Here is a 19,422-nt window from a genome sequence, read left to right as displayed (position 1 = left end):
TCTTTTCATTTCACATTACTTTTTGGACTTGCTGATTTCATCCATTACTTCTTTCGTGATTTCGTCGCCGCCTTGTGCTTTCCAATCGGTAACGAACTTATCAAACGAATCAAGGGGCTTCTCGCCCATTACGATGCCGAAGAAAGTTTCATTCTCTAATTTTTGAAGATTAACCCATTTTCTTTCCATTGTTTTCGTATTCGCTGTAAATTCGCTGTACACCTTATTCATGTTCATCTTCAGCAAATCTGCTGGAACGGTGTACCCGAAATATCCTGACCAATCTTTCAGATCTGCTTTCGGATTAGCTTTGTCACGAGTTGCCTTTGCAAGCAATTCTTTCATTTCCGGATTCAGACTCTTCAGGCTTGATTTGTCCGCCCATCGCCTTTTTCAATGTATCGGATTTTCTCTCCACAGCATCTGCATAATCGTAGGTGGAATTTCCGATTGGCCAGTATTCTGCGCTTACCGAGAAATCTAATTTCAGAGCGTCTGGATCTACTTTACGCTGAGCATTGATAAACGTATTCGCATAAATCATAGCCGCTTCTGGATTCTTCATCCCTTTCTTCACGACAATAAACTGTGTACTTACCGGCACCATCATCGTGTTCACAGTCCCTTTGGCATCAGGGATCAAATAAGGCACGAAATCAACCTTCGGATTAAGCTTCAAAGCATCAGCAACCAATCCGCCGGACCACCACGGTCCGAAGAACATACCCGCTTTACCGGATACGATGTTTTCGTTCGGGTCTTTGCGTAAAGCAAATTCCTTATCAATTGCACCTGCTGCATACATGTCACGTAATTTGCCGAGTGCTTGCTTCGTTTCAGGAAGAATCGAAGCGTAAACAGCCTTGCCGGAGCTATCCTTGATCCAGTTGGAAGGATAAGCGCCGAACGCTTGGAAAATACCCTTAAAGTCGCCCCGTTGCGCTTTACCGCTTACCGTTAATGCTTTCTCGAAACCAGCGATTCCAATTGTATCCGCTTTGCCGTTACCGTCTGGATCTTTCTCTCCGAAAGCTTTGGCAATCGCAGCGACATCGTCAATCGACTTTGGCGGCTGGAGTCCCAACTTATCCATCCAGTCCTTGCGTATCCAAGCCATACTTGCAGCATCCGCTTGTACGCTAATATTCGGAATACCCATCAATTTACCTTTATAGGTTGCTTTCTCAATCGCTTTGTTGTTCGTTGATGCATACAATTCCTTGGCTAATGGGGAAGCATATTTGTCATACACTTTGCTTAAATCCTCAATTTGTCCGGCTTCGGCGAGGGAAAGGAAGATTTGCTCGTTGACAAGCATAACATCAGGCAGATCATTGCTCGCGATGGCCAACTTCATCTTTTGCTCATAGTCCTGTGAAGCTGCATACCATAAAATTTTAAAGTTGATATTTGTTTTTTCTGAGATATATTTCATGTACTGGTTGCTTTCGACTGTATCGCCAGCTGGTAACTTTGCGCCTGGGCTTAAGCTTTTGAAGGTGGTCACTTCAATCGGATTTGGCATCTTAAACGGGTCCACCTTAACGTTCGGGTCTGCTGCTTGCTTGACGCCGTCCTTACTGGCCCCTCCGCTTGAACATGCCGTCATCAGAACAACCAATGCCATCATAGATATTAGCGTTATTTTCTTTTTCATTTTGCCCCTCCTCATTAATAACCCTGCACTTACATTTTAAAGAAAATGAAAGACATTCGGGTTCGTTAATGTCTTACGTTTAGGAGCAAATCGTCTCCTAATTGGCATACTGGGAACGTTCTAGGAGACAAAAGTGCACTTCTTTGGAGACGATTTGTGCTACTGTTGTTTTGTAAAAACCGATTTATCTCTGGCTCTTGCGATACTCACCAGGCAGCATTCCCGTCAACTCACGGAATACTTTGCCAAAATATTTTTCATTCGGATACCCTGCCTGCGTGGCGATCCAACCAATCGTTTTCCCTGTCTGACTAAGCAGATCTTTCGCGTGATTTACTCGCACTTCCCGGATAAAATCGTTAAACGTTTTCCCGGCAATATCCCGAAAACAGCGGCTGAAATAGCTGCGGCTCATGTTTACCCTTTTCGCGATGTCTGGCAGAAAAAGCTCATTTTGAAACTCTTGATGAATAATGTCTACGGCCTTCCAAATACTTGCCTTCACTTCCGGCGAATACGGCCCCTCATCCTCTTCGGCAAACGTAATAGCTCCATGGTTCTCCACTGTCGTCTCCCTTGTTCGTACATGCTGCTCCTGCATTTTACCGACAATTCTTCCTAGGATTTCGTCCATCTGCTCATGTTCAAGCTCGACCTTCGTCATGTAATCCAACGCCCCTAGGCGAAGAGCTTCCTGAATCAGTTCAAAATCCTGATGAAATGTCAACACGACCATGCTAATATCCCGATATCGTTCTTTCACGCACCTCATCAAATCTATACCTGACATGACAGGCATCGCCAAATCGGTAATGAGCAAGTCCACCTGATTATTCTCCAGAAACTCCAACGCTTTTTTGCCGTTACCGGCTTCTCCGACGACCTCTAGGTTATGTTCACGCCAAGGCATCATCGCGATGAAGCCTTTACGTACCAAGTGATCATCGTCCACAACCATAACCTTTATCATCCGAGTACACCTCCTATTGGAAGACGAAGTATGATCGTCGTCCCTGAGCCGATTGTGCTTTTAATATGAAAACTCGCGGCAGCCCCGAATTGGAACTTCACCATACGGTTTACATATTGCAGCCCGATTCCCATACCTACCTTCTTCTTCTCTAACGTGTTCTCGCTCATTAATTGATCAATTTCTTCCTCTGTCATCCCGTCTCCATTGTCTCTAACTTCAATAATGACATGGGACTCGCCGTCTTCAATGACACTGACTTCGATAATGCCTTTATCCTCCAGACCGTGATACAAGGCGTTTTCAACTAGCGGCTGTAGAATGAACCTAGGAACCGGCAGCTCAAGCGCCTCGGAATCGGCATGGATTTTCACATCGAAGTGGAAGTTATAACGGATGCCCTGCAGCTCAACATAATTTTTCAGAGCCTCAATCTCATCTTTAATTCGGGCAGGTCCGCCTTTACCGAGATTATAATAAAGCACTTTGTTTAGCGTGGAAACCAAGCGATCAATATCCTTCTGCCCATTGGCACGAGCCAGCCAGCGAATGGTATCGAGCGTATTGTGAATGAAGTGAGGATTGATTTGCGTCATTAATTTCTCGACTTCGAGAAATGCTTTGCCTTGTTCTTTCATCTCCACCTCGCCAATTAATTCGAAGATGCGGCTTCGCATTTCGGCAAACTCTTTATAAATAACGGCAAACTCCAAGATCTGAGATTGTCTTCTCGGGAAAACCTCGTTGTTGCTTTTTACATTGCGAATATCCGTACTCAGCAGCTTGAGCGGACGGTATACCGTTCGCCAAATCAGCCAAGCAATGAAGAAACTCGCTATAAGTGTTAGGATGGCAAAGAAGGCGAACTGCTTGATCCACCTATTGACTTCGAGGTTGTACACCGATTTGGGAACAGCGGCCAACACTTTCCAAGATTGGTTGCTGGTCTCCTCAAACATCATATATTTACTGTCTTTATTCGATTGGTTATTGGCATTATGCAGCATGCCGACAGGAAAATCAGCGGAATTCTCGCTATAAACAATTTTGCCATGATTATCAACAATAAGATGTACCAAGTTGCCGCCGAATTGATCGTTATCTTTGAGTATGCTTTCGGCCAATTTAAAATTTGTTTCTATGTAGACATACACATCGTCACGATCAGGCAGCTCGACTTTGCGCAGTATAGACAGCACTTCATTGCCGTCAATCGGGTTTAAAGAAAGATGCGGTCCCATATAAGTAAGTTTATCGAATTTGATAAGTACAGGCAGCTGCTTAAGGTCATAATCGTCACGAACGTTAAAATTTTCAAATAATCGCTGGTTGGTTTCCTCAAAGTAATAAAACATTAATCCAAGCGTCGGGTTCGTAAAATGAATCAAGCCCAACTCGCTTCTGATCTCGTCATTCAATCTTTTCTTTTCAAATAAATCCGCTGCCAAATAGTTCTCTAGGCTTTTGCCAACCCTTCCATCAAAAGCGAGCTGCTGCGAAGCGTGATTTAACTGACCGAGCGTGTCTTCAAGCAATAGTCTTACTTGGTGCAAATTGCTCTGGACCCCGCCCTCTGCTTTATTTTGTAAAATCGCATACATGGAGAAATAGGAAATGCTCCCAATGAGAATTAAGGGTGCGAGTGAGCTGATAAACAGGATCAAGATTAGACGATATTTCAACGAATACGGCTTCTGATGTAACCCCGCAATTTTAAGTATTGTCATGGTTCAGCCTCACTTTACTACTTATCTAACATTGCCTAGTATACCTAACATATAAAACGCTTACAACGGTCAATTAATTGCATATTATTTTCAATCGGGCTGAGAAAAATGAAAAAGCACAACCCTTTGATGAACAAAAGGCTGTGCTTTATAGGTTTACGCTATTTCAAAGCTTTCATTGCAATATCCGTACGGTAATGCTTCCCGTCAAAATGGATCCGATCCGCATCCGCATATGCTTTCTGACGAGCTTCAATGATATCTTTGCCAAGGCCTGTGATTCCCAGAACGCGTCCGCCGTTGGTGACGATTTGGCCATCTTCGATGGCCGTCCCCGCGTGGAATACTAGAGAGTCCTGCACGTTGTCCAGACCAGTAATCGGCAGTCCTTTCGGGTATGGACCTGGGTAGCCCGGTGAAGCTACAATGACACAAACTGCCGCTTCCTCGCTCCACTCGATCGGCTGTTCAGCCAACGTTCCGTTGTTGATTGCTAGGAAAATATCGAGAAGATCGGTTTTGAGGCGAGGTAAAATAACCTGCGTCTCTGGATCGCCGAAACGAGCGTTAAACTCAATGGTTTTCACGCCATTCGGGGTCAAAATCAAACCGGCGTAAAGCACGCCCTTGAATGGTCGGCCCTCTTTTACCATCGCATCAGCAGTAGGTTGAACGATGTTCACAAGCGCTTCCTGAACGATCGACTCAGGGATGTGCGGCAGCGGTGAATATGTACCCATTCCGCCCGTGTTTGGCCCTTTATCGTTATCAAAAACAGGTTTATGATCCTGTGACGGCACCATGAGACAAACCGTGGACCCATCAACAAAGGCTAGCAGCGACATCTCTTGTCCTGTCAGGAACTCCTCAATGACCACGCTCGCGCCGGATTTGCCAAACACTTGATCCACCATAATATCTTTAAGTGCCGCTTCCGCTTCTTCCATGGTCTGGGCAACGGTCACGCCTTTACCAGCAGCTAGGCCGTCCGCTTTGATAACGATAGGCGCTGTTTGGCTGCGCAAATAAGCAAGCGCTGGCTCATAAGCGTCGAAAGACTCATAAGTCGCTGTCGGGATGCTGTACTTTTTGAGCAGTTCCTTCATGAATACTTTGCTGCCTTCGATGATCGCCGCATTCGCTCGAGGTCCGAAAGCCTCGATACCTTTGGACTCCAAGTGGTCAACCAAACCTGCTGCTAATGGATCATCAGGTGCTACCATCACGAGGTCAATCGCCTGCTCCTTCGCAAATGTACTGATTTCCTCAAATTGCAGTTCCGTAATCGGAACACATTCCGCCAAACCGGCAATCCCGCCGTTCCCCGGTGCGCAGAACAATTTGCTGATCTTCGGGCTTTTGCTGAGTGCCCATACAATCGCGTGCTCGCGCCCGCCTCGTCCAATAACTAATACACGCATCTTTGGTATCCCCTCTCATGGGGAATGCCCACGGACCTGTTCATGATCGTGAGCATTCTCAATTGTTTTAGTGTTTAAAGTGGCGAACGCCTGTCATGACCATGGCAATGCCATTTTCGTTCGCTACGCGGATGGATTCTTCGTCTTTAATGGAGCCGCCTGGCTGAATCACCGCTGTGATGCCTGCTTTTGCTGCCATTTCAAGCGTGTCGCCCATTGGGAAGAATGCATCGGAAGAAAGAACGGAGCCTTTCGCCTTGTCGCCAGCTTGCTCAATCGCGATTTTGGCTGCGCCAACGCGGTTCATTTGGCCAGCACCCACGCCAACCGTCATGTCGTCTGCAACGAGTACGATTGCGTTAGATTTAACGTGCTTAACTACTTTCCATGCGAAAAGCAATTGTTTCATCTCTTCAGCCGTCGGTTGACGCTCAGAAACGACCTTCAGATCAGCTTCTGTCAGCTGGTAAGCATCGCTTGCTTGTACGAGCATGCCGCCTTCAACCGTTGTAATCACTGGCTCCGCTTTGCGACCAGCTACTGTATCTAAGCCGCTTACTTTGAGTAGGCGAATGTTTTTCTTTTTAGAAAGGATATCGAGCGCTTCCGGTGTAAAATCAGGCGCAATAACGATTTCCAGGAAAATCTCATGCAGCAGTTGAGCTGTTGCTTCGTCAATCGCACGGTTCGCAGCCACGATTCCACCAAAGATGGATGTTGGGTCTGCATTGTACGCTTTCGTGTAAGCTTCAAGCACATTCGTACCGATACCTACGCCGCAAGGATTCATGTGCTTAACGGCTACGACCGCAGGCTCGCTGAATTCTTTGACAATCTGCAGTGCAGTATTAGCGTCATTAATATTATTGTACGATAATTCTTTCCCATGTAACTGCTCAGCCGTTGTAATGTTTCCGGCAGCCGCATTCGGCTTACGATAGAAAGCCGCGCTTTGATGCGGGTTCTCTCCGTAACGAAGCTCCTGCATTTTCTCATAAGTCACTGTATAACGCTCTGGGTAAGGCTCGCCTTGCAGGCCAGTCAAGTAGTCACCAATCAACGCATCGTAAGCTCCTGTGTGACGGAACACTTTGGCAGCTAGACGTTTGCGCGTTTCCAGCGTTGTGTCGCCAGTCTCTTGCACTTCTTCCAGCACCTTCGCATAGTCGGTTGTATCCACGATAACGGAAACAAACGCATGGTTCTTAGCTGCGGAACGAAGCATCGTCGGTCCACCGATATCGATGTTTTCAATCGCATCCTCGTAAGTCACATCCGGCTTCGCAATCGTTTCAGCAAAAGGATACAAATTCACGACAACCAGATCAATATACTCCAAACCGAGCTTCTTCATGCTCTCTTGGTGCTCCACGTTATCACGAACGGCCAGTAGTCCGCCGTGAACATTCGGATGCAGCGTTTTGACGCGGCCATCCATGATCTCCGGAAACCCTGTAACCTCAGAAATACCGATCACCGGCACCCCTTTATCCTTCAACAAACTAAGCGTACCGCCCGTAGAAATGATCTCAACGCCCAGCTTCGACAGCTCGCTCGCGAATTCAACAATTCCCGTCTTATCGAAAACGCTGATAAGTGCTCTTTTGATTGCCACTATGCTTCCTCCCAGAAAATAATATTTGTAACTTCTCCCGCTCAAGCCAACTTAGCGATGAAAAACATCCTTAATTACCACTGAACTCACTCATATTGGGTAAAACCGCCGCGCTAACGATGAAAAACATCCTTAAAGTAGCTATTTCTACCGTTCAGCCCTGCTTAGCGATGAAAAACATCCTTAAATCCAGCCAAACTCACTCATTCAGGGTAAAACCGCCGCGGTAACGATGTAAAACATCATTACAGTAGCTACTTCTCCCGCTCAAGCCAACTTAGCGATGAAAAACATCCTTAATTACCACTGAACTCACTCATATTGGGTAAAACCGCCGCGCTAACGATGAAAAACATCCTTAAAGTAGCTATTTCTACCGTTCAGCCCAGCTTAGCGATGAAAAACATCCTTACCTTCGACCAAGCTCACGCAACTGGCGGAAAATAGCTACTTTAAGTGATTTAAACAGCAGCGCGCACAGCCGAGTTATCCACAAGGAACCTTAGTCTCATGAGTTACGGCTCCAACCTACGACCGCACGCTAACCCTGCGGCCATCCAAGCTCACGCGATCCTCGCGCAGCCAGCGAATCACCTGCGGCAGCAGCACGTGCTCAGCCGCATGGATGCGCTCGGCCAGCGAGTCCGCCGTCTCGTGCTCGTGGATCTCCACGGCGCGCTGCGCGATGATCGGCCCGGAGTCCAGTCCGCCGTCCACGAAGTGAACGGTCACGCCGGTTTGCTTCACGCCGTACTCGACGGCTTGCTCGATCGCGCGCACGCCGGGAAACGACGGCAGCAGCGATGGATGAATGTTGATCATGCGCCCGAAATACGGCTCAACCAGCACATTCGTAATAATCCGCATGTAGCCGGCCATCACGATCAGATCAACCTGACGATCTTCCAGCTCCTTCAATATAAGAGCCTCATAGGCCTCGCGATTTTCATAATCACGTGGACGGAACGTGAATACAGGCACCTTCGCCTCTATAGCACGCTCCACCACAAACGCTTGCGGGCGGTCACAGACAAGAAGCTCGATGCTGACATCAAGCTTCCCCTTCTGTACCTGATCTACGATGGCCTGAAAATTCGAGCCGCTGCCCGAAGCAAAAACCGCAATTCGGTAAGGCTGCATTAAACCTCAGCTCCTTGGAACGTCACTACACGCTCGCCTTCAGTAACAACGCCTAAACGGTAGGCTTTTTCGCCTTGTGCTTCTGCTGCTGCAATAGCTTTCTCCGCATCGTCTGCGTCAACGATAACAACCATCCCGATGCCCATGTTGAACGTTCGGAACATATCATTGTTCGAAATGCCGCCCTCACGCTGCATCAGCGCAAAGATCGGAAGAATCGGCCACGATCCATATTGGATTTCGACGTTCACGCCATCAGGCAGAACGCGAGGAATATTTTCGATGAAACCGCCGCCTGTAATGTGTGCCATCCCTTTGATCGCAACATCTTCAAGTATCGCAAGAACTGGCTTCACATAAAGCTTTGTTGGCTCAAGCAGCACGTTACCAAGCTTATCGCCTAGCTCATCCACATGCCCCTGAAGCGTATAACCGCCATCTTCCAGCAAAAGCTTACGCACAAGAGAGAACCCGTTACTGTGCACACCGCTCGATGCCAGACCAAGAACCACGTCTCCAGGACGGATCGTTGTACCATCGATGATCTTTTTCTTGTCGACGATTCCAACCGTAAACCCGGCAATGTCATACTCCCCTGACGCATACATGCCCGGCATTTCCGCCGTTTCGCCACCGATAAGTGAGCAGCCAGACTGCGCACAACCGTCAGCGATCCCTTTAACGATAGCTTCAATTTTCTCTGGAATTACTTTGTCACAAGCGAGATAGTCGAGGAAAAAAAGCGGCTCCGCGCCTTGAACGATAATATCATTCACGCACATCGCAACAGCGTCAATCCCAATCGTATCATGCTTATCCATTGCAAAAGCGATCTTCAGCTTCGTGCCCACGCCGTCCGTACCAGATACGAGCACAGGCTCCTCGTACTTGTCTTTATTCAAGCTGAACAGCCCGCCGAAGCCACCGAGGTCAGTTAACACTTCAGGACGGAAAGTCCGTTTGACGTGCTTTTTCATCCGTTCTACTGCTTCGTTCCCTGCCGCGATATCGACTCCAGCCTTTTTGTAAGCATCCGACACTTCGCTTCCACTCCTTAGTTTGTCTATGTATCGGGTGGTCGTCCGCCTAAGCGGGACCCACCCGTTATGTCTATTCCATTTTTTGCATTTCCCTATCTATTAACCAATTAATCGCAAGCACAACCAACCTTAGTAACATCCACAATTTCTGTTGGATAGGTGTTATCGAAGCATGCCGTACAGTAGCCGCTTTCCGCTCCTGCCGATCCTTGACCGATCGAATCTAATAGCCCTTCTTTGGTCAGAAAATGCAAGGAATCCGCGTTGATCGCCTTACGAATCTCTTCGATAGAATTCATTGCAGCGATCAGCTCTTTCCGATCCGGTGTATCAATCCCGTAGTAGCATGGGTTCATAAAAGGCGGCGAAGAGATACGTACGTGCACTTCCGTAGCGCCGGCTTCCCTAAGCAAATTCACAATCCTTAAAGACGTTGTCCCGCGCACGATAGAGTCATCAATCATGACAACACGCTTGCCTTCCACGACTTTGCGAACGGCGCTCAGCTTCATTTTAACCCCTTGCTCACGAAGCTCTTGGCTTGGAATGATGAACGTCCGGCCTGTGTAGCGGTTCTTAATCAGACCCAACTCATAAGGGATACCCGTTTGTTCCGCATAACCAATTGCAGCCGAAATACTCGAATCCGGTACCCCTGTTACAATATCAGCGTCAACGAAAGCTTCCATCGCCAGTTTCTTACCCATCCGCTTACGCGCGGAGTGAATATTCACCGTATCGATGTCGCTGTCCGGACGAGCGAAGTAGATGTACTCCATCGCACAAATCGCACGCCGACCGCTTTCCGTGAAACGCTCAGAGCGGAAGCCGTCGCGGTCAATCACGATGATTTCCCCCGGCTGCACATCACGGAAATACGTAGCTCCCACCGCATCGAAGGCGCAGGACTCGGAAGCGAACAAGTACGCCTCTCCCAATCGGCCGATCATGAAGGGACGAAGTCCGTTCGGATCGAGCGCAGCGATCAATTTGTCCTTGGTGACAATCAGGAAGGCAAAGCCGCCGATAACTTGATTCATCGCATCTTTAACCGCATCCACAATATCGTCGTGCTCCGAACGGGCAATCAAATGCGCCATAACCTCGGTGTCGCTCGTCGTTTGGAAGATCGAACCCTTGCGCTCAAGCTCTCTTTTAATAATGTTCGCATTATCAAGGTTACCATTCGTTGCAATCGCAAGGTCGCCCTCCCGATATTTGAAAACTAGTGGCTGCGCGTTCGCCAGCTTGCTCTCGCCTGCTGTGGAATAACGCACATGCGCAATCGCTGTGGAACCTGTCAGAGGCGACAAATTTTCATTTGTGAAAACCTCTTTAGCAAGTCCCATCCCGCGATAGTAGTTAAACTTTCCATCTTCTACTGTACAGATACCAGCGCTTTCCTGTCCGCGGTGCTGCAGGGCATGCAGCCCGTAATAGCACAGAGAGGAAGCGTCGGGATGACCATACACCCCGAACACCCCGCACTCCTCATTCAGCTTATCAAACAATCCGCCATGGCCGCCTACACCTTCGTTGAAATACTCTCCTGTCCAAAGCTGATGCTGCCCGTCGCCCACTTGGACAACAGGAGCAGCAGGAAGCTTAAGGGCCTTGGATTGTTTTACGCCATTAGACATGGAATCGCATCCTTCCAGACTTTCGCCAGCTCGCTTACCGGAGACTGGAGACGCTGTTCGTTGTTGATTTTAACGGTTAGATCTGAACCAGTAACTGTTCCAATTTCTTGATATGGTACGCCTTGTGAAGCAATCCAGTGTTTCAAAGCGTCCGCTTTATCAGGGGAAGCACTCAGCAAAATACGGGATTGTGTTTCACTGAAAAGCGTGAAGTCAGGACGAAGATCAGACGCCACATTCACAGCTGCGCCTAATTTACCGCCGATACAGCTTTCAGCCAAAGCAACGGCCAAGCCGCCTTCGGATAAGTCATGCGCAGAAGCAACAAGACCTTCTTGAATGGCTTTTAGTACCGCATTTTGCAGGCGTTTCTCAGTAGCTAAGTCCAATTCAGGAGGACGGCCTTCCGTAACACCGTGAATCACATATTGGAATTCGCTGCCGCCGAGCTCCGCTTTCGTCTCGCCTAGCAGGATGATGATGTCGCCTTCTTTTTTGAAGCTTTGCGTCGTGATGTGGTCGACGTCATGAACAAGACCAACCATCCCGATAACCGGTGTCGGGTAGATCGCACCTTTGGCGTTCTCGTTGTAAAGCGAGACGTTACCGCCGATAACCGGTGTATCCAAGAAGCGGCAAGCTTCTGCCATACCGTCTGTGGATTTCTCCAGCTGCCAGAAAATTTCTGGTTTATCTGGGCTGCCGAAGTTCAGGTTATCTGTAACCGCGAGAGGCTCAGCTCCGGAGCAGACAACGTTGCGCGCTGCTTCGGAAACGGCGATCCGTCCGCCAACTTCCGGATCCAGGTATACATAGCGTCCGTTGCAGTCGGTTGTCATCGCGAGGCCCTTGCGGGTACCGCGAATGGTCACAACCGCTGCGTCCGAACCCGGACGCACTGCCGTTTCCGTACGAACCATGTGGTCATACTGGTTGTACACCCACTCTTTGCTCGCTACCGTCGGAGACGCGAGGATAGACTTAAGCGCATCCGTCAATTTCGTTACCTCAGGGTAACGAGTCGTGTCGATCGATGCGCTAGCTTCGTAATAAGCCGGCACTTGGCTCGGCTTATTGTACACCGGGCACTCGTCGACGAGTGCGCCGACAGGCATGTTCCCCACGACTTCACCGTGGTGGATCAGCTTCAGGTAACCGTCATCGGTTACCTTGCCGACTTTGGCGCAGTGGAGACCCCAGCGCTCAAAAATGCCCTTAGCTTGCGCCTCATGCTTCGGCTCAACAACGAAAAGCATACGCTCCTGAGACTCAGACAGCATCATTTCATACGCTGTCATGCCTTCTTCGCGCTGCGGAACTTCATCAAGGTAAAGCTCCATGCCGTTGCCCGCTTTACTAGCCATCTCTGCGCTGGAGCAAGTAAGCCCCGCAGCGCCCATATCTTGAATTCCGAGCACGATGCCGGAATTGATTAACTCTAAGCACGCTTCCAGCACGAGCTTCTCCATGAACGGATCGCCCACTTGTACCGCTGGGCGCTTCGCTTCGGACTCCGCCGTAAGCTCCTCGGATGCGAATGTCGCACCGTGGATACCGTCGCGGCCAGTCGCTGGTCCGACGTAGAACACTGGGTTGCCAACACCTTTGGCAACACCGCGTTGAATCATGTTGTGGTCGATAAGACCCACACACATCGCATTAACGAGCGGGTTCCCCTCGTAACTCTCGTCGAACATCACTTCGCCGCCGACTGTCGGAATCCCGATACAGTTCCCGTATCCAGCGATTCCGGATACAACGTGCTCGAACAAATACTTCACGCGGTCGTTTTCAAGCTTGCCGAAACGCAAGGAATTCAGAAGCGCTACCGGGCGCGCGCCCATGGAGAAAATATCACGAATAATACCGCCCACACCTGTCGCCGCGCCTTGATAAGGCTCGATCGCTGAAGGGTGGTTATGACTTTCTATTTTGAAAACAACCGCTTGGTTGTCTCCGATATCAACAATCCCTGCGCCTTCACCAGGTCCCATTAGGACGCGAGGTCCTGTAACTGGGAATTTACGAAGTACAGGTTTGGAATTTTTGTATGAACAGTGTTCGGACCACATAACGCTGAATACACCGATCTCAACATAGTTCGGATTGCGTCCAAGGAAGCCGCAAATTTTGGCAAACTCTTCGTCCGTCACGCCCATTTGCTTGTAAATTTTCTGCTCCGCGATTTGCTCGGCTGTTGGTTCATTAACGGATAGCTGCTGCGTCATGTTTCTCCCTCCAAGCGCTTAGAATTGATGTGAACATTTTCTTACCATCTGCGGAACCAAGAATCTCATGAACGGCACGCTCTGGATGAGGCATCATACCCACGACATTGCCCGCTTTATTGCTGATTCCAGCGATATCGTCAAGTGATCCGTTCGGGTTGTTGCCCGCTTCATAACGGAATACGATTTGATTGTTTTCTTGCAATTCTTTTAGCGTAGCTTCGTCACAATAGTAATTGCCTTCGCCGTGAGCGATTGGAATTTCAATCAGCTCGCCTTCCGCGTAATCACGCGTGAAAGCCGTATTGTTGTTCTCCACTCTAAGAAGCGTTTGGTGGCAGCGGAATTTCATCCCGTTGTTGCGCAGCAAAGCGCCTGGCAGCAATCTTGCTTCCGTTAACACTTGGAATCCGTTACAAATACCTAGAATGTACTTGCCTTCTTCCGCAGCCTTAACTACAGCTTTCATCACATTCGTAAATTGTGCAATCGCTCCGCAACGCAGGTAATCCCCATAAGAGAATCCACCCGGCACGAGGATGCAGTCGTATTTGGACAAGTCGCCATCTGTATGCCAAACATAATCAACCGGCTGACCAATGGTATCTTCGATTGCCTTGTACATATCGATGTCGCAGTTCGATCCCGGAAATACAAGAACCGCAAAATTCATGACGTATTCCTCCCTAGAGTTTTGCTTTAGCAAAACTTTCTTCGTAAGCATGTGCTGAGTTTTGCCTTGGCAAAACTTTTTCGTAAAATCTGGTCTATTACGCCAACTCGTAGCGGTAGTCTTCGATAACCGTGTTCGCAAGCAGCTTCTCGCACATTGCTTTAACGCGTGCTTCTGCTTCTGCTTTATCCGTTGTATCCAGTTCTAACTCCAAGTATTTCCCGATGCGCACCTTGCCAACTTCGTCAAAACCCATGGAATGAAGCGCTCCTTGCACCGCAGTTCCTTGAACATCCAGTACGTTTTGCTTGATCGTTACGTAGACCGTTGCTTTCATTTGTAATCTCTCCTTAGCGTTATTCGCCAGAGCAGCTGGCATGGACTGGAGCTCATTTAGAAGTCCCTAAAGGCTCTTATTTCTCATTTTTCTTACTATATCCGGGAAATAGCAGCCTCTAAAGACTCTTATTTCCCCAAAAAGCAACTATTTTACTGATAATCATGGAAATAAGAGGCTTTAAAGACTCTTATCCACAATTTTTTGCTCTTTTCTTTGAAATAGGAGCCCCTAGAGACTCTTATTCTCATTTTTCTACTAATCCACCAAACGGTGTAAAATTTCTTTATAACGGTTCGAAGTCTCTTCCACAACGGAAGCTGGAAGCTCATCCGGCTCACTATTTTTATCCCAGCCCGATCCCGCTAAATAGGTGCGCACGGGCTCTTTGTCCATCGAATCAATCTCGATATCCAGGGCGTATTTATCTTGGGACCAGTAACGCGAGGAATCCGGCGTGAAAATTTCATCAATAATAATAAGTTCACCCGCATAAAAGCCGAATTCAAACTTTGTATCTGCTAAAATAATGCCCTTTTGCTCACAAATCGAATGTGCCAACGTGTAAAGCATGATGCTTCGCTCTTGCAGCGCATAAGTCAGCTCTTCGCCGACTAAATCAATCATTTGTTCCACGGAAATGTCTTCGTCATGACCGACATCATTTTTAGCTGCAGGTGTGAAAATAGGATCTTGCAAGCGCTCGTTTTTGCGCAGGCCTTCAGGCAGTTTGCGACCGTTAATCTCACCGGTTTTCTCGTACTGTCTCCAGCCGTTGCCTGTGATGTAACCGCGAACCACGCATTCGATAGAGATGCGCTCCGCTTTTTTCGCTACAATAATACGTTCCTTCAGAAGCTCTCTATCTTCCGCACTCGGAATAATCGCGTGGAGCTTTTCCACGTCCGTGTGCACAATGTGATTGTTCATGTAACCACTCGTCACGCCGAACCAGTATTTACTTAGCGCGTTTAGAACGTACCCCTTATCAGGAATACCAGGCTTCAACATGTAATCAAAAGCTGAAATCCGATCCGTCACCACGATAAGGAAATGTTCGCCCAGATCATACAGTTCACGTACTTTGCCCTTATGAACCAGGGGAGCGTTAATCATTTCAACAGCTGATTCCAAGATATTGTTAGCCACGAACCACACATCCTTTCCTGTTAAAATGACCTGCTTTATTTCAAACCTAAACGGTTAAAGATCGTGTCTACGTGTTTCAAATGCCAGCTTGGATCGAAGCAATCTGCGATTTCTTCTGGGCTTAACACTTCGGTAATGACGGAAGCATTCTCCACGATTTCGCGGAACGAACGCTGTTCTTCCCATGCTTGCATCGCTCTTGGCTGAACTGTATCGTACGCTTGCTCACGAGCAAAGCCTTTATCGATCAGCTTCGTCATAACGCGGCCAGAGAAAGGAACATCATAGGTGCTGCGCATGTTGCGCTTCATATTCTCTGGGAACACTGTCAAATTCTTGATAATGTTGCCTAGACGGTTCAGCATGTAGTTCAGCAGCTGCGTCGCATCAGGAAGGATTATACGCTCAACGGAGGAGTGCGAAATGTCGCGCTCATGCCAAAGCGTCACGTTCTCATAAGCAGAAACCATGTGCCCGCGAATCACACGAGACAGACCGGAAATGCTCTCGCAACCAATCGGGTTACGCTTATGCGGCATGGCGGAGGAACCTTTTTGACCTTTTGCAAAAGGCTCTTCAACTTCACGGAACTCACTCTTCTGAAGCGCGCGAATTTCAGTCGCGAATTTATCAAGGGATGTAGCAACTAGCGCCAGCGTCGCCATGTATTCCGCGTGACGGTCACGCTGCAAAGTTTGTGTAGAGATCGGAGCTGCTTTAGTGCCCAGCTTGCCGCACACATACTCTTCAACGAACGGATCGATGTTCGCGTAGGTGCCTACTGCACCTGAGATTTTACCGAATTGTACGCCATCAGCGGCAAAGCGGAAACGCTCCAGGTTACGCTTCATTTCCTCGTACCAAAGCGCCATTTTCAAACCAAAAGTCGTCGGCTCGGCATGCACGCCATGCGTTCTGCCCATCATAGCTGTATCTTTATGTTCGATCGCTTTATTGCGAAGGATTTCGATGAAATTCTGAATGTCTTTGTCCAAAATCTCGTTCGCTTGTCTCAGCAAGTAGCCCAGTGCCGTATCGACAACGTCTGTCGAAGTCAAACCGTAGTGAACCCATTTGCGCTCAGGTCCCAGCGTTTCGGAAACCGCTCTAGTGAAGGCGATCACGTCATGACGCGTCTCTTGCTCGATTTCATAAATGCGGTCAATGTTGAAGCTTGCGTTCTCGCGCAGTACCTTCACATCTTCCTTAGGAATAACTCCGAGCTCTGACCATGCTTCGCAAGAAAGAATCTCGACTTCAAGCCAAGCTTGGAATTTATTTTCCTCTGTCCAAATGCGTGCCATTTCTGGGCGTGTATAACGTTCAATCATGTTAGCCGTTCCTCCAATGAGTTCTTTTACTTACTTTCCCAAATGCCTGTCTGTTCTATCCAAGTCAGTGCTTTCGCTACGTCGCTTGTCAGGAGATTGATGTGTCCCATCTTGCGTTTTTCTTTCGCTTCTTTCTTGCCATATAGATGAACCTTCGCGCTAACGCCTAATTCACTGTGTTCGAGGAAATCGGGTCGGTCGATCAGTTCTTGCAGCGGTTCGATATGCTCACCAAGCAAATTGACCATCAAAACCGGTGACAGCAGCTCGGTAGAACCAAGCGGCAGGTTGCAAATCGCGCGAACATGCTGCTCGAACTGTGAAGTCCTGCAGGCTTCCATCGTGTAATGACCTGAATTGTGCGGGCGTGGCGCAAGCTCATTGACATAAAGCTGTCCATCCTTCGTCAGGAATAACTCCACTGCGATCAAGCCAATCACACCAAGCGATTCTGCGATGCGTACAGCAAGCTCTTCCGCTTCCTTTTGCACCTGAGCAGGGATTCGCGCGGGAACGATCGATTGATGCAGGATGTTATGTACATGTATATTTTCAGCAGCGGGAAAAGCCTTTACCTCGCCGCGTGGACTTCTTGCCGCAATCACGGATAATTCTTTGTCAAAATGAATGAATTGTTCGAGAACCAGCTCGGTTTTCGCACGGCTGAGAGTTTTGTAAGCTTCCTCCACCTCGTCCAGCGAGCGAAGCACCCACTGCCCTTTGCCGTCGTAGCCGCCGGTTGCTGTTTTGAGCACGCACGGTGTCCCGAAGCGTTCAGCCGCTTCACGCAAATCAGCTGCGCTGGTGATTTCAGCATATGGAGCCACAGGTACGCCCGCTGCTTCAATTGCTCTCTTTTCACGCAGACGATGCTGCGTCGTGTATAAAAGCTCACTTCCTTGTGGAACATAGGACTCATTCATTAAAATGTTGGTCACATGCGCATCGACATTCTCGAATTCGTAGGTGATGACGTCCGACAGGGCTGCGAGCTTTCTCGCCGCTTCCACATCGTCAAAGTCCGCCTGAATTTGCTCATCCGCGACTTGACCGCAAGGCGCGTCATCCGTGGGGTCGAGCGTCACGAAGCGATACCCCATGTTGCGTCCAGCCAAGGCCAGCATACGGCCTAACTGCCCTCCGCCTAAAATACCGATGGTGCCGCCTGGCTTGATGACCTTATCGCTTGAGTTTGAAGCTTCGCTCATAACAGGTCACTGCTTTCAATAACCGTTTGCGCAATGCGCTCGCGGCGCGCTCTGACCTTCGCTTGCAGCTCTGGCTCGAATGCGCCCAGAATTTGCGCCGCCAAGAGGCCTGCATTCGTGGCACCCGCATGTCCGATCGCCACCGTCGCGACGGGAATGCCGCCTGGCATTTGCACGATCGAGAGCAAGGAATCAAGTCCGTTCAGCGTGGACGTTTTGACTGGAACACCAATAACCGGAAGCTCCGTTTTGGCTGCTACCATCCCTGGTAGATGCGCCGCCCCTCCTGCTCCGGCAATAATCACTTGAATGCCGCGGCCTGCCGCCGAAGCTGCATATTCGAACATAAGGTCCGGCGTTCTATGCGCAGAGACCACCTTTTTCTCATAAGGCACTCCCAGCTCTTCCAGCATGTCGCATGCGTGCTTCATCGTTTCCCAATCCGACTGGCTTCCCATTATGACACCAACACGTACCGTCATCATAAACCTACTCTCATCTTATATAGTAGTTTTAAAACCAGATTCCATACATCATCTATAACCTTAAACCCAAAAAACGCCCAGAGCTAGAATACATGATTCTATCCGCTGGACAGCAAAAGAACCGAATGCAAAAAGACCATCGTCTTCCTATGGTTTCCCTCATTCGCTTCCTCGTAGTCCAAAAATTCATGGTTTTTGGGTAGAAACTTTCAGGCCTTATCCCTGATTTTATACGAGTTGATTCGACATTTTCAATTAGTGCGGCTTCATTTCCCGCTTCCCTAGTTTACTACCAACTAACGTGCGATGTCAATTTCAAAAAACGAACAATTTTCGTCTAATTCTTTTGGATAGTTCGCTTTTTGGTGCATTTTCTATCTTTTAAACGGTTTGCGACCTCAGATGAGATTCTCATCTTCTCCCAAGTCGCGATTTATGAGTCGTGCAGTTGTTTATAGGGTACTTGACTGACCCTACTATTTTTCGACAAGACCATTATACAACAGCCGCCGTCCCATCCAATCTTTCTGCACATGTAGGTGTCTCAAACGGGGATCAATCGTCATCTATACTCAATTGAGGTTACTGGATGAACGAATCCCTATTCACGGTTGAATGATGTTGCAGAAAGTGCAACAATTTCCGTCCAAATCTCGCCTCTCTCCCTTCATTGTTGCATTATGTACAACAATTTGGTCCTAAACAGGCCATTTCGTAACAAATGGGCTAAAAATGTTGTACAAAATGCAACTTCAAGCTGCCAAATAGCCTTTAGGCGTATGAATTGTTGTAGTAAATACA

At 48.4% G+C, this 19,422-nt stretch carries 16 protein-coding genes and 1 riboswitch; all 16 genes read right to left on the bottom strand.

Annotated elements, in window-relative coordinates; translation table 11 throughout:
• Positions 1–15: 15 nt before the first annotated feature.
• The 16 genes from ACBP55_RS03510 to purE all read right to left on the bottom strand — a co-directional run bounded on the left by ACBP55_RS03510 (position 16) and on the right by purE (position 18,618).
• Positions 16–345, bottom strand: coding sequence for a hypothetical protein (locus tag ACBP55_RS03510; RefSeq protein WP_464649802.1), 330 nt, complete (start codon positions 343–345; stop codon positions 16–18).
• Positions 314–1,657: a type 2 periplasmic-binding domain-containing protein gene (locus ACBP55_RS03505; RefSeq protein ID WP_464649800.1), complete on the bottom strand. Its 1,344-nt coding sequence runs from the start codon at positions 1,655–1,657 to the stop codon at positions 314–316. The genes ACBP55_RS03510 and ACBP55_RS03505 overlap by 32 nt, the downstream gene beginning before the upstream one ends.
• A 184-nt stretch (positions 1,658–1,841) precedes the next feature.
• On the bottom strand, positions 1,842–2,627 hold the full coding sequence (locus tag ACBP55_RS03500; RefSeq protein ID WP_464649798.1) for a response regulator transcription factor: 786 nt from the start codon (positions 2,625–2,627) through the stop codon (positions 1,842–1,844).
• Positions 2,624–4,354, bottom strand: a complete 1,731-nt coding sequence (locus ACBP55_RS03495; protein ID WP_464649796.1) for a sensor histidine kinase — start codon at positions 4,352–4,354, stop codon at positions 2,624–2,626. Before ACBP55_RS03495 ends, ACBP55_RS03500 begins: the two co-directional genes overlap by 4 nt.
• Positions 4,355–4,515: 161 nt before the next feature.
• Complete coding sequence (purD, locus tag ACBP55_RS03490) at positions 4,516–5,775, bottom strand: phosphoribosylamine--glycine ligase (RefSeq protein WP_464649794.1); 1,260 nt, start codon at positions 5,773–5,775, stop codon at positions 4,516–4,518.
• Positions 5,776–5,842: 67 nt separating this feature from the next.
• Positions 5,843–7,390: a bifunctional phosphoribosylaminoimidazolecarboxamide formyltransferase/IMP cyclohydrolase gene (gene purH / locus ACBP55_RS03485; RefSeq protein ID WP_173189590.1), complete on the bottom strand. Its 1,548-nt coding sequence runs from the start codon at positions 7,388–7,390 to the stop codon at positions 5,843–5,845.
• Positions 7,391–7,918: 528 nt separating this feature from the next.
• On the bottom strand, positions 7,919–8,530 hold the full coding sequence (gene purN / locus ACBP55_RS03480; protein ID WP_464649792.1) for a phosphoribosylglycinamide formyltransferase: 612 nt from the start codon (positions 8,528–8,530) through the stop codon (positions 7,919–7,921).
• A complete protein-coding gene (purM, locus tag ACBP55_RS03475) occupies positions 8,530–9,570 on the bottom strand; it encodes a phosphoribosylformylglycinamidine cyclo-ligase (RefSeq protein WP_464649790.1) in 1,041 nt (346 codons plus the stop codon). Before purM ends, purN begins: the two co-directional genes overlap by 1 nt.
• Positions 9,571–9,677: 107 nt before the next feature.
• Positions 9,678–11,210 (bottom strand): amidophosphoribosyltransferase, encoded by a 1,533-nt coding sequence (gene purF, locus ACBP55_RS03470; RefSeq protein ID WP_464649788.1) that lies wholly within the window; start codon positions 11,208–11,210, stop codon positions 9,678–9,680.
• The gene (gene purL, locus ACBP55_RS03465; protein WP_464649786.1) at positions 11,195–13,438 is read right to left on the bottom strand and encodes a phosphoribosylformylglycinamidine synthase subunit PurL; all 2,244 of its coding nucleotides are present in this window, start codon (positions 13,436–13,438) and stop codon (positions 11,195–11,197) included. Before purL ends, purF begins: the two co-directional genes overlap by 16 nt.
• Positions 13,416–14,111, bottom strand: a complete 696-nt coding sequence (purQ, locus tag ACBP55_RS03460; protein ID WP_029198288.1) for a phosphoribosylformylglycinamidine synthase subunit PurQ — start codon at positions 14,109–14,111, stop codon at positions 13,416–13,418. Before purQ ends, purL begins: the two co-directional genes overlap by 23 nt.
• A 97-nt stretch (positions 14,112–14,208) precedes the next feature.
• Entirely contained in the window at positions 14,209–14,448 is a 240-nt protein-coding gene (gene purS / locus ACBP55_RS03455; protein WP_029198287.1) for a phosphoribosylformylglycinamidine synthase subunit PurS, read from the bottom strand.
• Positions 14,449–14,706: 258 nt separating this feature from the next.
• Entirely contained in the window at positions 14,707–15,564 is an 858-nt protein-coding gene (locus ACBP55_RS03450; RefSeq protein ID WP_464653221.1) for a phosphoribosylaminoimidazolesuccinocarboxamide synthase, read from the bottom strand.
• 68 nt (positions 15,565–15,632) lie between these two features.
• Positions 15,633–16,928 (bottom strand): adenylosuccinate lyase, encoded by a 1,296-nt coding sequence (purB, locus tag ACBP55_RS03445; RefSeq protein WP_047676348.1) that lies wholly within the window; start codon positions 16,926–16,928, stop codon positions 15,633–15,635.
• Positions 16,929–16,954: 26 nt separating this feature from the next.
• Complete coding sequence (gene purK / locus ACBP55_RS03440) at positions 16,955–18,136, bottom strand: 5-(carboxyamino)imidazole ribonucleotide synthase (RefSeq protein WP_464649784.1); 1,182 nt, start codon at positions 18,134–18,136, stop codon at positions 16,955–16,957.
• Positions 18,133–18,618, bottom strand: coding sequence for a 5-(carboxyamino)imidazole ribonucleotide mutase (purE, locus tag ACBP55_RS03435; protein ID WP_029198283.1), 486 nt, complete (start codon positions 18,616–18,618; stop codon positions 18,133–18,135). Before purE ends, purK begins: the two co-directional genes overlap by 4 nt.
• 157 nt (positions 18,619–18,775) lie before the next feature.
• Positions 18,776–18,877: riboswitch (purine riboswitch) on the bottom strand.
• Positions 18,878–19,422 lie beyond the last annotated feature (545 nt).

Source organism: Paenibacillus sp. WG02 (assembly GCF_055396115.1).
Note: the sequence above shows the minus strand (reverse complement) of the source record. Positions and strands in the feature narration are given on the sequence as shown.